The following is a 14,511-nucleotide window of genomic DNA, read 5'->3' as shown; positions in this document are numbered from 1 at the left end:
AACCCGTTACGTAATTGATTCGTATTCGCCGGGTTTTGCGCTTTGCATGCCGGGCGAGTGGCGGACAGCCCAGGATCGGCCCGCCTTCCGGCTCGCATCGCATCCGCCCGGAGCCGATCGGCCGGACGATCAAACCGCCCTTGGCGCCGGGCTTCGGCCTGGCCCCTGTCCGGAGATCATGTCCATGAACCAGACCCGCCGCTATCTCATCAAGAGCGGTCTCGCCGTCGCAGGCACCAGCCTGACGGGGCTCGCTGCTCCGGCGCTCGCCCAGAGCAACCAAGGCTACAGCAACCAGCGTTCCTTCTCGCAGAACGAGCTCGTCGGCTCGGGCCACAAATTCTTCGGCAACGTCTCGCGCGGGCTTGCGCTGACGATCGAGGAAGCCGTGCGGCGCTGGGGCGAGCCCAATGGCTATGTGCTCGGCCAGGAGGCGTCCGGCGCCTTCGTCGGCGGGCTGCGCTATGGCGAGGGCCAGCTCTTCACCCGCAATGCCGGCGATCGGCGTGTGTTCTGGCAAGGGCCGTCGATCGGTTTCGACTTCGGCGGCGAGGGCGCGCGCACCATGATGCTCGTCTATAATCTGCCGGTGGTCGACGCGCTCTATCAGCGCTTTGCCGGCGTGGACGGTTCGGCCTATTTCGTCGGCGGCTTCGGCTTCACGGCGCTGACGGCGGAGGGCATCACGGTGGTGCCGATCCGCACCGGCCTCGGCTGGCGGCTCGGCGTCAATCTCGGCTACCTCAAGTTCACGCCGAGCGCGACCTGGAACCCGTTCTAGATCGCTGCGTGCTGACTATCTCTCTCTTGGTTATCGCATCGGATTGATCCGAAAAGTGGATTCCACTTTTCGGCCCGATGCTGCCGGCCTGGCATTCTTCTCGTGCTCCTGCGTTAGGGCAATTGGCGACAATTGCTGGCCAAGCCTGAGCCGGCATGGCAGTTTCGCTCAAGCCCGCGTTGCGTAGCCAGGAGCCTGTAGCCTTGATCGAAGCCGCCATGCTGTTCGCGCTCGGCTTCCTTTGCGCGAGCCTGCTCGCGCTGGCTGCCGTCCCGGCCCTGTCGCGACGGGCCGACCGGCTGGCGCGGAAGCGCGCCGAGGCTGCGTTTCCGCTGTCGCTCGCCGAGATCGCGGCCGACCGGGACCATCTGCGGGCGGAGCTCGCCATGCGCATGCGCGCCGTCGAGCAGGAAGCCGAGCGTGGCTTCGCAGCCAAGGCCAGCGCAATGCAGGAGCTCGGCCAGCGCGACATGACGATCGGCCGGCTAGAGCGCGAGCGCAGCGAGCGGGACCAGCGGATCGGCAAACTCGAAGGCGAGCTGGCCTCGACGCGGGGAACGCTTGAGGAGACCCGTGCGGCCCTTGCAACGGAAAAGGCCGGCCATGTCGATACCCATGCGACCCTCGACAAGCGTGTCGCGGATCTGGCGAGCCTTGAGGAGGTCCTGGGCGAGACGCGGGCGGCGCTGAAGGGGACCGGCGCGGATCTCAGTGCGCGCAACGAAGAGCTCAAGCGCGAACGCGAGACAATAGAGCAGGTCGAAGCGCGGCTCGCAGGGCGGGAGCGCGAGCTTGCGGGCAGCCGCGATGCCCATGAAGCGCTGCGCGTCGCCCAGGTCGAGGACCGAACGCGGATTATGGTGCTGCAGGGCGAGCGCGACCAGCTTGCGGCCCGGTTGACGGCGGCGGAGGATCGGCTCGCTCGCGGCGAAGCGGCTTTGGCCAAAGCGGAGCAGTCGAGCGAGCAGGCGCTGGCTTCGGCCAGGGAAGAGTTGGCCGCCGCCCAGCTCGGACATCGGAAGGAGGTCTCCGCCTTGCATGACAGCCAGCGTGAGCGCGAGAGCCAGATCGAGGTGTTGCATGCCGAACTCCAGACCCTGGAGGGCGCTCTGAGCCAGGGCCGGGAGGAAAGAGAGCGGCTGCGCGAAGAAATCTCCGACCTGCGCAAGACGGGCACCGAGGCAAGACAGGACGGCGCAGCGCTGCGACAAGAGATCGTCCGCCTTGCCGACCGGCTGATGAGCCTGCCACCGAAGCAGGAAGCCGCCGAATAGGTTCGGCCCGAAAAGCGCGTTCCCTTTTTCAGGCCGATGCTCCAGATCGCTGCGCCTCCTATCGGACGCGAAGCGGCGATCTAGCCGCTTGTTTCAGCATCGGATCGTTCCGAAAAGTCGATTCCACTTTTCGGTCCGATGCTCTAGGAAGGCGGGCCTCCCGACGCTTTTGCGCCAGCTGAATGGTTTCGAGCCCCGTGACAGACAGCCATTTTGACCTTCTCTGCCTCGGCGAGCCGCTCGGCGAGTTCAACGCGACCCGCGCCGAGACCGGCGCCTTCCTGTTCGGACATGGTGGCGACACGTCGAACTGCGCGGTGGCGGCGGCACGGCAGGGCATGTCCGTGGGCTATCTCGGCGCGCTCGGCGACGATGCCGCCGGCCATTCGATCCGCGCACTGTGGAAGCGCGAGGGCGTGGACGACGCCCATGTCCCGACGCATCCGAGCGCGCCGACCGGGCTCTATTTTGTCGATCACGGCCCCTCCGGCCATGTCTTCTCCTATCTGCGCGCCGGCTCGGCAGCGAGCCTCTACGGCCCGCGCGACCTGCCGCGGGATCTCATCCGCTCGGCGCGCATCGTGCAGGCTTCCGGCATCAGCCAGGCGATTTCGGCTGTCGCCTGCGATGCTGTGTTCGATGCCTTCGATACGGCGCGCAAGGCCGGGGTGCTGACCGCCTACGACACCAATCTGCGCCTCAAGCTCTGGCCGCTGACGCGGGCTCGCGCCATCATCCACGCCGCCTGCGGCATGGCCGATATCGTGCTGCCCGGTCTCGACGACGCGACGCAACTCACCGGGCTCAACAATCCCGACGCCATCGCCGATTTCTATCTCGGCCTCGGCGCGCGCGTCGTGGCGCTGACGCTCGGTCATGAGGGTTCGCTGGTGGCGACGCCGGTGCGGCGCGAGCGCTTCCGGCCGATCAAGGTCAACGCCATCGACGCCACTGGCGCCGGCGACTGCTATGACGGCGCCTTCCTCGCCGAATATCTGCGCACGGGCGATGCGTTTGCGGCCGGCGCCTACGCCAATGTCGCCGCAGCGCTCTCGACGCAGGGCTACGGCGCGGTGGCGCCGCTGCCGAGCCGGGCCGATGTCGAGGCGCGCATCGCGGACGAGGCCGACAACGCCGGAGCCAAGGGCTGATGGGCGTTCCGGTGCTTGAGCGGGCGGGCGAGCTGCTCGCTCGCTACGACGTGCTGATCAGCGATGTCTGGGGCGTGGTCCATGACGGGGTCTGGGCGCTGGAGCCGGCCTGCACGGCGCTGAGCGCTTTCCGCGCGGCGGGCGGCTCGGTGGTGCTGTTGTCGAACGCACCGGCTCCATCCGAACAGGTCGCGAAGCTGCTCGACAAGAAACGCGTGCCGCGGGACGCCTGGGACAGGCTCGTCACCTCCGGCGACGTCACGCGCGCGCTGATCGCGGAAAGCCATCACCGCCTCGTCTACCATATCGGCTGGGAAAGCGACCGCTCGGTCTTTGCCGGGCAGGATGTCGAGCTGGTCGATGAGGAGAAGGCGGACATCGTCGTCGCCACCGAACTCTTCGACTACCGCACGGAGCAGCCCGAACAGTACCGGCCGCTGCTGGCCCGCTTCGCCGAGCGCGGCCTGCCCTTCGTCTGCGGCAATCCCGACCTCGTCGTGCATGTCGGAGAGGATCTGCTGCCCTGCGCCGGGGCTCTGGCCATGATCTATGAGGAACTGGGCGGCTCGGTCGCCTGGGCCGGCAAGCCCTATCGCCCGGCCTATGACCTTGCGCTCGCTGCCGCGGCCGAAGCGCATGGCGGGCGCAGCGTGGAGCCCGGCAGGGTGCTGGTGATCGGCGACGCGGTTCGGACCGATCTGGCCGGGGCGCGGATGATGGGCTTCGACAGCCTGTTCATCGCAGGCGGCATCCACCGGGACGAGACGATGCGCGATGGCGTGGTCGATCCTGCCGGACTCGCCAAGGTGCTCGACGGGCTCTCGGTTCAGCCGATCGCGGCGATCGCTGCCCTGGGCTGATCAGCCGGCGGTGAGTGCTGCGTGGATGCGCGTGGCGATATCGCGCCAGAGCCCGTGCAGCGGGCGGAAGACGAAGCGCACGTTCGAGCGCCCAGCCGGCACGGCAACCGCCCTGAACAGCACATTGGCGCGCAGCAGTTCGGCCGGCTCGCTGTCGACCTCGACCTGCCACCAGGGCTGCCAGACGTCGTTGAGGACGAGGTATCCGCCGCGTGGCGCGTCGACAGCGAGCGTCACCGTCGTCGTGCCGTAGTCGCGGATAGCCACCGTGCCGGCGCTGGCCGGGCCGGGCGGGAGAGGCGGTGTATCGCGGTCGAGCAGCGCGGTCTGGCGCGGATCGAAGTTCTGCGGCCATTGGCCGGTGGCGAGGATCGTGTCGAAATCCGCCTTCTGGGCCTGGGTCACGAGCAGCGCACGCGGCAGGGCGCGCGGGTTCTCGTAGACATAGGCGTCGGCGGTGCGGGCGATCTGGCGCAGGTCGCCGGGCCTGAGCTTCGGGTCGATCTGTTCGACGGGCACGCCCGTCGCGATGAAGCGCAGGCCCAGCATGTCGGCCAGCAGCGAGCGATAGCCCGGCATCAAGGCTGAGAAAGTCCGCTGGTCGGGCAGGGCGACATGGTCGCCGGCTCCGGTCGCCTTGCTGTAGAGGGCGAGCCGGAGGGGATTGTAGCCCAGCGTGTTGTCGAGTTCGTGGACGAGGCTGGCGTTCGGCCAGTGGAAATCGATGGCAGCGAGCTCGATGCGGTCCCGTCGGTCGGGCGCTGCGGTGCGGGCGGTCTCGCGCTTCAGCAGGGCGATGGTCTCATTGGTGCTGTCGTGGCGCAGTACGTCGTAGCGCTGTGCGGGCAGGGCGGTGGATTCGCTCGGGCCATTGTTGACCGAGAGGTCCATGACCAGCATCGCGGCGATAACGAGCGTTGCTGCGAGCCACGATCCGCGCTTCGCCAGACCATGGGCCGCGACCAGCGCGCCGAGGGTGAGGACGCCACAGAGCAGGGTGATGATACCGGCCGAGATCGCGACCGGCACCCGCCCGACCGTCCAGGCGAGCCAGCCGGCGAGGCCGAAGAGACCGGCGAAGATCAGCACCTCAATAACGATCTGCCACCAGCGGGCTTTCGGGGCGGTTCCCGCCATGACGAGGTGTGTGAGATAGCCGCCGATGATCGCCAGCAGCGCTCCGAGGATGAAGAGCGCATCCGCCGGGCGGCGATATAAGCTGACGCCCGGCAGCTCGAAGAGCAGCCGGAAACCCGGCGTGTAGCGGCCGAGTGCGTAGACGAGCACGATCAGCGCCGCGACGGTCAGAGCCACGATCTCCCGGCGCCAGAGGCCCCCGCGGACGAGACCCACGGTCAGGATCAGCCCCATCGGCAGCAGGCCGAGATAGAGCTGGCTCATATTGCGGGCGAGGAAGAGATCGAGCGGGCCAAAACGCGCTTCCCACCCGGGACTTGGCGCGCCCCAGAAGTTCATCAGCGGCCCGGCCGCGCCGTAGAGATTGGCGATGAGCCCGGTCAGGAGCGCGGCGGGGTGAAGCGAGCCCTTCTCGGCCCCGGCGAGGTCGATCATGGGTCGGTTCGATTCCTGCGCGATGAAGGCGGTGAGCAGAATCGGCACCGTCGCGACGAGGATCGCGCCGAGTGTGCCGGCCAGGAGCGGCGGCAGGCAGGTGCGGAGTGCGTGCCAAGGCCGCCGTGCCATCAGGATGGCGGCGATCACGAGGAATGCGAGGACGTAGACGCCGATCAGCGCCACCTGATCGCGTCCGAGCACCATGAAGCCGGAGACGATGCCGGCGGCGAAGCCATACCCCACCGAGCCACGCTGCAGCGCGCGGGAGAGCAGGAAGAACGTCACCGCGAAATAGCCGAGGCTGAGGACCTGCCCGACATGCTGGATGCGCCAGGCGGCGGCCGCGCCGAAGGCGAAGGACAGCGCAGCAACCACCGCTCCGGCCGGATGCCAACCGCGGTCCCTGAAGACGAGGACGAGGGCCAGCGCCCCGACGAGCAGGGTGCCGAGAACGGCGCCGTCGCTCCAGCGGAAGTCCGGCGCGGGATTCAGCGCTGCGATCAATGCGAAGGGCGGCGAGAAGATCAGCGATTGCGGATCGGCGACCTGCGGCGAGCCGGAAAAGACATAGGGCGCCCAGAAAGGCGAGAGTCCCTTGTGCCAGGCATCGGCGAGGAACTGGAGCTGCGGGTGGAAATGTGCCTTGGCATCCCACGGAATAGTGACGGCGCCCGAGAGCCAGGGCCAGGACAAGGCGAGCCAGCCGAGGAACACGATGAGGCAGACGCTGGCCAGCGGCCAGCGTGGCGGAATGTCGTTGTGGAGGGCGGCTTCGGGCTCCGGCATCAGCCTCGCATGATCGTGGGCGCGCCCTTCACAAGGACGGCTCCTAGTCCTTCGGCGCGGCGCGCGCCATCAGCGCGTCCATGTCGATGAAATGGCCGGCGCGGTCCCGCTTGGAGGCGAGATAGCGCACGTTGTGGGCGGTCGGCCGGCCGAGCACGCGCTGGCTCGCCGCGACCTCCAGCCCCGCCGCCTCGATCGCGCCGATCTTCTGCGGATTGTTGGTCAGCGCGACGACGCGCGAGACGCCGAGCTGCTTCAGCATTGTGGCGGCAAAATCGAAATGGCGCTGGTCGAGGTCGAAGCCCAGCACCTCGTCCGCTTCATAGGTGTCCCAGCCCTGGCTCTGGAGCTTGTAGGCGCGCATCTTGTTGGCGATGCCGTTGCCGCGGCCTTCCTGGTCCAGATAGAGCAGCACGCCGCCGTCATTCTCGGCCATCCACTGCACGGTCTCGCGCAGCTGGTCGCCGCAGTCGCATTTCAGCGAGCCGAAGAGATCTCCAGTCAGGCAGGCGGAGTGCAGCCGCACCGGCACGGCGGCGTCGAAATCCAGCTGGCCGACGATGATCGCGACCTGGTCGCGCAGGCCCTCGCCGCCGCGAAAGACGACAAACTCCGTTTCGGGGGCGCCTTCCAGAGGCACGGGTGCGCGGCCGACGATCCTGAGCGAGGCAGCCTGCTCGGCGCGATAGCCGCCGACGGCAGCCATTCCGACCTCGATCAGGGGCTCGCCGGCGATATCGGCAGCCTCGACGGGCACGAGGATGACGGCGGGCAGGACCAGCGAGAGCCGCGACAGCTCCAGCGCCGCCTCGTCGAGCGCGGAAGCTGGGGCGATGGGGGCGTCCATGCGGCCGTCGAGCTTGAGCGCGAGCGTCTCGATGCGGGCGAGATCGATGGTGGGCAGGGCGAAGATGCCGGCCTCGCCACGAGCCTTGGCGCCGAGGCGACGCAGGCGTGCCGCGCTGAGCACGAGATGGCCGTTGCCGCGCGCCAGTTGGTCGAGCCGCTGCACGAGATCGTCATCGGCGAGCTCCGCCGAAAGGGCGAGCGCAAGCGTGTTCCCGTCCCGCAACAGCACGGGGCGGGCGGCCCGGAATTCGGCGATCGCCCGGTCGACCTTCACGAGAGCGGTTTCCAGGGCAGGGCCGAAGAGCGTACGCGACTCAGGCATCGGAAGTCCGTCAGATTGGGCCGGGGGCCGGCCGGGGAGCATCGAGGGCACCATTCAACAGCGATATAGGGGTTCGTTGACCGCCCTGCCAGCAACGCCCCGCCCCGATGCCGGTTCCGTATCAGAAAACCGCATCGGTCTGAACACGTCTTGAGGAAAATACGCCGGAATTGGGGAAATGGATCACCCCTCTTTCCACAGCGGCCTGTAGGCTCGACCCTTTGAACCTGAGATGAATATCTTCCCTAGCGGCAGAGAGAGGAAATGCCCCGATGCGGAAAGAAACGATGATGGGGCGCTCCTACAGCGTCACCGCCCGCACTCTGCACTGGGTCACCGCGATCGCCGTCTTTGCGATGATCCCGGTCGGCGTCACGATGAGCTATCGCGGCAATGTGCTCAACCTGTGGGACGGGCTGACCAATGCGCTCTACAGCGGCCACAAGCTCATGGGCTTCCTGATCCTGTGGCTGACCGCCGGGCGGCTGATCTACCGCCTGCTGCATGGCGCGCCGCCGGACGAGCCGACGCTGAAATGGTGGGAGAAGGCGGCGTCGCATCTCGTCCACTGGCTGCTCTACGGGCTGTTGCTGGTCGTGCCGGTGCTGGGCTGGATCGGCGTGTCGCTTTACCCGGCGCTCGGCATCTTCGACCTGTTCAATCTGCCGGCGCTCACCAGCCCCGACGAGGCGGCGGCGCAGCGCGTGCTCGGCATCCACGGAAAGCTTGCGCTGCTGCTGGGCGCGCTTGCGCTGATGCATATCGGCGCGGCGCTGTTCCACCACCTGATCCGCCGGGACGGTGTCCTGCGCCGGATGTTGCCGGGGCTGCGCTAGGCCCGTGCCTTCAGACGGGCCGGGCCCAGAGGTCCTGGTGGCCGATGCGGGCCGAGTGCGCCTCGCGGCGGGCGAGGAGCCATTCGTTCAGCGCGGAAGGCTCGATCCGCGCCGTCTCGCCGACCGCGCCGGCGATACCCTCTGCCAGCACTGCGCGAAGCTCACCAAAGCGATCGTCGACGAGCCAGCTGCTGTCGCCCGTCGAGACGGCGAAGCCGGATTTGCGGAAGGCTTCTGCCATGATCTCGCAGGCATCGGGACCGGCTGCCGGGCCGAAGCCCTTGTCGCGGCGCTGATGCTCGGTGAAGGCGGCGTGGATGCCCGCATCGGCGGGATGGGCCGGCTGCCAGTCCTCGCGGCCGTCATAGGTCAGCACCGCATGGAGCGGCAGGTGCTGGCTCGCCAGGGCCGCAACGAAGCGCTCGATCCAGCGCTTCGAGGTCAGATCGAACAGGGCGGCCGCGGTGACGAGGTCGGGCTGCCAGCCCAGCACCCATTCCAGGTCCCTGTCGAGATCGATCCGGCGGGTGTCGACCGTGATCGACTTGCCCCCCTTGGTGAGGACGAGCTCTTCGCCCTGCTCGCGGGCTTCATCCGCCCAGTCCTTCAGGCGTTCGCGTGCGAAGTCGAGCAGCTCGACGTCATGATCGACGAGGGTCCAGTGCTGCCGGTCGGGCAGGGCGGCATAGGACGCGCGGAGGTTGGAGCCCGCACCGCTGCCCAAATCGAGCACGGCGATAGAGGACTTCTCGGCGAAATGGGCGCCGACGGCGGCGAGCACCTGCGGATTGCGCGCCGCGTGGTCCGCCGGCTCGCGCAGCGCCAGCCATTCGGGAGAAAAACCTGTCATCAGACCACCTTTTAGCCGCCGTCGCGCAGGCAGGCTGCGGCGACGATGCGGGCCGTGTCGTGCCAGCGCGGCAGGTTGCCAGCTGCCGCCCATGCGGCATCGGAACGTGCCCTGCGCTCGGCGGGCGCATCAATCAGCGTCGCGAGCGCCTTGGCAAGTGCCGCAGTGTCGCCGGGGGGCACTTTGAGCGCCGCGTCGTCGGGCAACATCTCGGCGCCTGCGCCGCTCAAGGTGCAGACGATCGGCAGTCCGCGCGCCAGGGCTTCGGTCAGCACCATGCCGTAGCCCTCGAACAGGGACGGCATGACGAAGAGATCCGTCTCTCCATAAAGTTCATCGAGCCGCTCCGGTGGAACGGCTCCTGCAAGCAAGATGCGGTCCGACAGCCCGGCGGCGTCGATCTGGGCGCGCAGCGCCGCTGTCGTCGCGGGGGCATAGTCGGGCGAGCCGGCGATGGTCAGGCGCCAGTCGCGATCGGCGATCCGGGTGAGCGCCTCCACCAGCACGTCGTAACCCTTGCGTGGAATCAGCGAGCCTACGGCGGTGAGCCGCAGCGGCCCTTCGCCACCGCTGCCGGTCGCGCGGCGGGCCGTATCTACGCCGGGCTCCGCGACGGCGATGCGGTCGGCAGCCACGTCGAAATCCGCCGTCAGGATGCGCGCCGTCGAGGGGCTGCTCGCCACCACGCGGCGGGCATGGCGCAGGGCGGCGCGCTCGCTGAGCCGGAGCGCTTCCGCCTGCAGGGGGGCGAGCCCGGTTTCGAGCGCGAGCGGATGGTGGACGAGCGCGACCAGACGGTCCGAGAAGCGGGCGGCGAGCGCTTCGGGAAAGGCTCCGAAGGCCAGCCCGTCGATCAGCAGCGTTTCGTCGGCGGAAGTCGTCACGAGAAGCTTCTCGGTCAAGGCGAGGTGGGCCTTAGTCGGGAAGGGGAATCCAGCCGGCAGGGCCAGATGTCGGGCCTCGATGCCGGCCTCTCTCCATTCCCGCAGCAGGCGACGGTCATAGCCATAGCCGCCGGTCGGCAGGTCGATGTCGCCCGGAATGGCGAAGACGACGGCGCTCACGCCAGTGCGCCCTCATAGGCGGCGCGGGCGAGGTCGGTCTCGTGAAGCGTCACGCGGATCTTCGCGAGGCCTTCGCCATCCGCTCCCAGTGAGCCGGACTTCGCGGCAGCCGCCATGGCGTCGAATATATGCTTGCAGAGGAATTCGGTGGTCGTCAGCACGCCGGCGAATTGCGGCAGCGTGTCCAGGTTCTGGTAGTTCAGCGGCTTCAGCGTCCGGCTCAGCACATCGAGCGCGGCGCCGATATCGACCACGACGTTCTGGCGGTTGAGCGCCTCGCGGAAGAAGGCGACGTCGACCACGAAGGTCGCGCCGTGCATGTTCTGCGCCGGGCCGAAGAACGGATCCGGCAGGGAATGGCCGATCATGATGCGGTCGCGGACTTCGACGGAGTACATGCGGTCTCCCGATATGGCGTTTCAGCGCTCGGATAGCGCGGCCGGCCGGCGGCCGAGGGGCTGCGAGAAACGCAGAAGACAGCCGTCCGGATCCTGAACGAGTGCCAACGCGGTCATGGCCGCGTCTCATAGCAAATCGCAGCGGTCAGACCAGCGGCACCACGTTCGAGCAGCTCCGGTATACGCCGAGGGGCGTCGCGGAAGGCGATCTCCTCGCTGATGAGGGCATCGAGCCTGTCGTCGGCCAGCAGTGCCATGGCAGCCTCGGCGCGGCGGGAACTGTCCCAGCGGGCGCGGCGCGATTGAGAGATCATGCCGACCTGCGACGAGATGAGTTGCAGCCGCCGCGCATGGAAGGCGCCGCCGAGCGGTGCCGACACCGCCCCCTCGCCATACCAGCTCAGCTCGACGATGCGCGCTTCTGTTCCAGCCGCGGCGATGGCCGTGGCGAGACCGCTTGAGGTTGCGCTGGCGTGGAAGACGAGGTCGGCCCCCTGCGGGGCTGCGTCCGGCAGGGCGAAACCGAAGCCGAGCTTGTCGGCGAGTGCCGCACGTGCAGGTTCGATATCGACCAGCGTCACCTGCGCGCCCGGCAGTCGCGCTCCGAGCCAGGCGACGAGCAGGCCGAGCACGCCGCCGCCGACCACGACGATGCGGTCGGCCGGGCCGGAGCCGCCGTCCCAATGCGCATTCAGCGCCGTCTCCATATTGGCGGCGAGGATGGCGCGGCGCGCCGGCACGGCATCGGGCACGGGCATCAGGCAGGATCGAGGGGCGACGAAGCGATCCTGGTGGGGGTGCAGGCAGAAGACCGTGCGGCCGAGCATATCGGCCGGGCCTTCATCGACGCGGCCGACGGCGCAGTAGCCGAACTTGACCGGAAAGGGAAAGTCCCCCTCCTGGAAGGGCGCGCGCATGCGCTCATGCTCGCAGGCCGGCACGCGACCTTCGGAGACCAGACGCTCCGTGCCGCGGCTGACACCACTCCACAATGTCGTGATCTGACAGTCGTCCGGACCGGCCGCAGGCAGCGAAACTTCATTCAGGCGGCATTCACGGGGGGCCGTATACCAAAGCGCCAGAGCTTTTGCCCTTGCGTTAGCCGTATATGCCGGCTTTAGCTCCCGCGCCATTTACGTCCGATCCCGTCCGTCCGAGCCTGCCTGCCGCCGCTCCATGACCGAGACCGTCACGAACCAACGACCCGCTCCGACCACGTTCCAGCGGGCAGCGCAAGAGGCCGAGCCGACCGGTATGACACCGGCCGGGCTGCAGGCCCGGGCGACGCTGCGCCGGCGGCGGCTTCTCATGCTCGCGCTGAACCTCTCGACCCTCGCTGCGCTGCTCGCGGGACTGGGCCATGTGCTCGGCGCCGGCGGCTGGACAGCGGCGGATGCTGCGATCTTCATTGCTTTCCTCATCGGTGCGCCCTGGACTGTGGTCGGATTCTGGAACGCCGTGATCGGGCTCTGGTTGCTGCATGGGCGGCAGGACGGGCTCAAGGCCGTCGCGCCCTTCGTCGAGGCGGGCGAGCGGGCTTCACCCATCACGCTGCGCACCGCCGTGCTGATGACCCTGCGCAACGAGGACCCGGCCCGTGCCTTCCGCCGGCTCAAGGTTGTCAAGGAAAGTCTCGACGCGACGGGCGAGGGCGTCTGGTTCGATTATTTCGTGCTGTCCGACAGCAGCGATCCCGAGGTGGCGGCCGCCGAGGAGGCGCTGGCTGCGGCCTGGGCGCAGGAGATCGGCGAGCCGGCGCGGCTGACCTATCGCCGACGCCTCGATAATGCCGGCTTCAAGGCCGGCAATCTCCGCGATTTCTGCGAGCACTGGGGCGATCGCTACGAGTTGATGCTGCCGCTCGACGCCGACAGCGTCATGGCGGGAGATGCCATCGTGAAGCTCGTACGGATGATGCAGGCGCATCCGAAGCTCGGCATCCTGCAGAGCCTCGTCGTCGGCATGCCGAGCCGCTCGGCCTTCGCGCGCATCTTCCAGTTCGGCATGCGCCACGGCATGCGGCCCTACACCATGGGATCGGCCTGGTGGAGCGGGGACTGCGGGCCGTTCTGGGGTCACAACGCGCTGGTGCGGATCGCGCCGTTCCGGAATTTCTGCCATCTGCCGGTCTTGCCGGGCAAAGGCCCGCTCGGCGGGGCGGTGATGAGCCATGACCAGATCGAGGCGGTGCTGATGCGCCGCGCCGGCTACGAGGTGCGCGTGCTGCCGGTCGAGGACGGAAGCTGGGAGGAGAACCCGCCGACCATGCTCGATTTCGCCCGGCGGGACCTGCGCTGGTGCCTGGGCAATCTGCAATATCTGAAGCTCCTCGACCTGCCCGATCTCAAGCCGATGAGCCGCTTCCAGCTCATCTGGGCGGTGCTGATGTTCCTCGGCCTGCCGGCCTGGACGCTGATGATCGCGCTCGCGCCGCTCAAGGTGCTGGAGGACCGCGCCATCGCCGATTATCCGGCCCTGGCGGCGGCCGGCCTCTACCTCATGTTCCTGGCGATGTATCTCTCTCCGAAGCTCGCCGGCTTCGTCGACATCCTGCTGACGAAGGGCGGGGTGCGGCGCTATGGCGGGATGGTGCGCTTCCTCGCCTCGGCCGCGATCGAGATCGTCTTCGCGTTCCTGCAGGGCGCCGTTTCCAGCTTCCGCACCACGCTCTTCATGATCGGGCTCGCTTTCGGGCGGGCGCGGATCGGCTGGAACGGCCAGGCGCGGGATGCCCATGCGCTCTCGCTTGCCACTGCCTTCGCGGGCCTGTGGCCGCATCTCCTGTTCGGGGTCTATCTGTTCGCGGCGCTGTGGGCTCTTTCACCCGCCATATTGCTCTGGTCGCTGCCGCTGGCGGCCGGTTACCTCCTCGCCATTCCCTTCGCCATGATGACGGCCTCGCCCGCGCTCGGAGCCTGGCTGGCGCGGCGCGGGCTCTGCGGCATCCCGGAGGATTTCGCGATGCCGCCGGTGCTGGCCGCCATTCGCGAGGGGGAGCGAGCATGAATGCCGTCGCCTATCCGAAGGGGACTGTGAAGGCGTTGTCGCGCTCTCTGCGCGTCTATCACGGGGATCGGCAGCGCCATGCGGCGATGGACCGGCTCTACGAGGCCTTCCTGGCGCCCGGCGATCTCGCCTTCGACATCGGCGCCCATGTCGGCGACCGCGTGTCCTCCTTCCGGCGGCTTGGCGCGCGCGTCGTCGCGCTGGAGCCGCAGCCGGGGCCGGCCCGCGTCATCCGCCTGATCCATCGGCGCGACCCATTGGTGACGCTGATCGAGGCGGCCTGCGGCGACCACGAAGGCTCCATCGGGCTCAGGATCAACAGCGACAACCCCACCGTCTCGACAGCCTCGGCCGCCTTCATCGGCGCCGCTGCCGGGGCGAATGGCTGGGAGGGGCAGGCCTGGGACCATGAGATCACCGTGCCCTGCACGACGCTCGACCGGCTGATCATGCGATACGGCCTGCCGAAGCTGCTCAAGATCGATGTCGAAGGCTTCGAGGCGCATGTGCTGGCGGGGCTGACGCGGGCCGTGCCGGTGATCTCCTTCGAGTTCACCACGATCCAGCGCGACGTGGCCGAGGCCTGCCTCGCCCTGCTGGACACGCTCGGCTTCTACCGCTTCAACGTCGCGCTCGGCGAGAGCCAGCAGCTGGAACTCCCCGCACCCGTCGACGTTGAGGCCATGGGCGCCTATCTGCGCGCCCTGCCGCACGCCGCCAATTCAGGCGATGTCTACGCTATCCTGCAACGCTGAGAGC

Annotated in this window: 13 protein-coding genes; 7 read left to right on the top strand and 6 right to left on the bottom strand. The window is 68.3% G+C overall.

The window, feature by feature from the left end; all coding sequences use genetic code 11:
- The first annotated feature begins 184 nt into the window (after positions 1-184).
- From BoBH3_RS15880 to BoBH3_RS15865, 4 genes are all read left to right on the top strand, one after another.
- Positions 185-781 (top strand): DUF1134 domain-containing protein, encoded by a 597-nt coding sequence (locus tag BoBH3_RS15880; RefSeq protein WP_262331782.1) that lies wholly within the window; start codon positions 185-187, stop codon positions 779-781.
- Positions 782-984: 203 nt separating this feature from the next.
- Positions 985-2,055, top strand: a complete 1,071-nt coding sequence (locus tag BoBH3_RS15875; RefSeq protein ID WP_262331781.1) for a coiled-coil domain-containing protein — start codon at positions 985-987, stop codon at positions 2,053-2,055.
- Between the two features lie 197 nt (positions 2,056-2,252).
- Positions 2,253-3,206: a sugar kinase gene (locus tag BoBH3_RS15870; RefSeq protein WP_262331780.1), complete on the top strand. Its 954-nt coding sequence runs from the start codon at positions 2,253-2,255 to the stop codon at positions 3,204-3,206.
- A complete protein-coding gene (locus BoBH3_RS15865; RefSeq protein WP_262331779.1) occupies positions 3,206-4,066 on the top strand; it encodes a TIGR01459 family HAD-type hydrolase in 861 nt (286 codons plus the stop codon). Before BoBH3_RS15870 ends, BoBH3_RS15865 begins: the two co-directional genes overlap by 1 nt.
- On the opposite strand, the gene BoBH3_RS15860 is transcribed toward BoBH3_RS15865, so the two are convergent.
- Together BoBH3_RS15860 and ribA are read right to left on the bottom strand one after the other, a co-directional pair.
- The gene (locus tag BoBH3_RS15860; protein WP_262331778.1) at positions 4,067-6,427 is read right to left on the bottom strand and encodes a hypothetical protein; all 2,361 of its coding nucleotides are present in this window, start codon (positions 6,425-6,427) and stop codon (positions 4,067-4,069) included. It lies immediately after the preceding gene.
- 43 nt (positions 6,428-6,470) lie between these two features.
- Positions 6,471-7,598: a GTP cyclohydrolase II RibA gene (gene ribA, locus BoBH3_RS15855; RefSeq protein ID WP_262331777.1), complete on the bottom strand. Its 1,128-nt coding sequence runs from the start codon at positions 7,596-7,598 to the stop codon at positions 6,471-6,473.
- A gap of 272 nt (positions 7,599-7,870) precedes the next feature.
- On the opposite strand from ribA, the gene BoBH3_RS15850 reads away from it, so the two are divergent.
- Positions 7,871-8,434: a cytochrome b gene (locus BoBH3_RS15850; RefSeq protein WP_262331776.1), complete on the top strand. Its 564-nt coding sequence runs from the start codon at positions 7,871-7,873 to the stop codon at positions 8,432-8,434.
- Between the two features lie 10 nt (positions 8,435-8,444).
- Here the strand turns inward: BoBH3_RS15850 and BoBH3_RS15845 are convergent, their stop codons facing one another.
- The 4 genes from BoBH3_RS15845 to BoBH3_RS15830 all read right to left on the bottom strand — a co-directional run bounded on the left by BoBH3_RS15845 (position 8,445) and on the right by BoBH3_RS15830 (position 11,663).
- The gene (locus BoBH3_RS15845; protein ID WP_262331775.1) at positions 8,445-9,284 is read right to left on the bottom strand and encodes a small ribosomal subunit Rsm22 family protein; all 840 of its coding nucleotides are present in this window, start codon (positions 9,282-9,284) and stop codon (positions 8,445-8,447) included.
- Between the two features lie 11 nt (positions 9,285-9,295).
- The gene (locus tag BoBH3_RS15840; RefSeq protein WP_262331774.1) at positions 9,296-10,348 is read right to left on the bottom strand and encodes a glycosyltransferase family 4 protein; all 1,053 of its coding nucleotides are present in this window, start codon (positions 10,346-10,348) and stop codon (positions 9,296-9,298) included.
- Complete coding sequence (locus BoBH3_RS15835; protein ID WP_262331773.1) at positions 10,345-10,746, bottom strand: 6-pyruvoyl trahydropterin synthase family protein; 402 nt, start codon at positions 10,744-10,746, stop codon at positions 10,345-10,347. Before BoBH3_RS15835 ends, BoBH3_RS15840 begins: the two co-directional genes overlap by 4 nt.
- 113 nt (positions 10,747-10,859) lie before the next feature.
- Positions 10,860-11,663: a zinc-dependent alcohol dehydrogenase gene (locus BoBH3_RS15830; RefSeq protein WP_316045108.1), complete on the bottom strand. Its 804-nt coding sequence runs from the start codon at positions 11,661-11,663 to the stop codon at positions 10,860-10,862.
- A 259-nt stretch (positions 11,664-11,922) separates the two neighbouring features.
- On the opposite strand from BoBH3_RS15830, the gene mdoH reads away from it, so the two are divergent.
- On the top strand, positions 11,923-13,752 hold the full coding sequence (mdoH, locus tag BoBH3_RS15825) for a glucans biosynthesis glucosyltransferase MdoH (RefSeq protein WP_262331771.1): 1,830 nt from the start codon (positions 11,923-11,925) through the stop codon (positions 13,750-13,752).
- A complete protein-coding gene (locus tag BoBH3_RS15820) occupies positions 13,749-14,507 on the top strand; it encodes an FkbM family methyltransferase (RefSeq protein WP_262331770.1) in 759 nt (252 codons plus the stop codon). The genes mdoH and BoBH3_RS15820 overlap by 4 nt, the downstream gene beginning before the upstream one ends.
- Positions 14,508-14,511: the final 4 nt, after the last annotated feature.

It is taken from the genome of Allobosea sp. BH3 (assembly GCF_025499465.1).
GTDB lineage: Bacteria > Pseudomonadota > Alphaproteobacteria > Rhizobiales > Beijerinckiaceae > Allobosea.
Note: the sequence above shows the minus strand (reverse complement) of the source record. Positions and strands in the feature narration are given on the sequence as shown.

Coding starts and splice junctions, on each gene's coding strand:
- BoBH3_RS15865 (WP_262331779.1), top strand. CDS start 3,206: ATGGGCGTTCCGGTGCTTGAGCGGGCGGGCGAGCTGCTCGCTCGCTAC.
- mdoH (WP_262331771.1), top strand. CDS start 11,923: ATGACCGAGACCGTCACGAACCAACGACCCGCTCCGACCACGTTCCAG.
- BoBH3_RS15860 (WP_262331778.1), bottom strand. CDS start 6,427: ATGCCGGAGCCCGAAGCCGCCCTCCACAACGACATTCCGCCACGCTGG.
- BoBH3_RS15835 (WP_262331773.1), bottom strand. CDS start 10,746: ATGTACTCCGTCGAAGTCCGCGACCGCATCATGATCGGCCATTCCCTG.
- BoBH3_RS15845 (WP_262331775.1), bottom strand. CDS start 9,284: ATGACAGGTTTTTCTCCCGAATGGCTGGCGCTGCGCGAGCCGGCGGAC.
- BoBH3_RS15820 (WP_262331770.1), top strand. CDS start 13,749: ATGAATGCCGTCGCCTATCCGAAGGGGACTGTGAAGGCGTTGTCGCGC.
- BoBH3_RS15850 (WP_262331776.1), top strand. CDS start 7,871: ATGCGGAAAGAAACGATGATGGGGCGCTCCTACAGCGTCACCGCCCGC.
- BoBH3_RS15830 (WP_316045108.1), bottom strand. CDS start 11,663: ATGCGCGCGCCCTTCCAGGAGGGGGACTTTCCCTTTCCGGTCAAGTTC.
- ribA (WP_262331777.1), bottom strand. CDS start 7,598: ATGCCTGAGTCGCGTACGCTCTTCGGCCCTGCCCTGGAAACCGCTCTC.
- BoBH3_RS15880 (WP_262331782.1), top strand. CDS start 185: ATGAACCAGACCCGCCGCTATCTCATCAAGAGCGGTCTCGCCGTCGCA.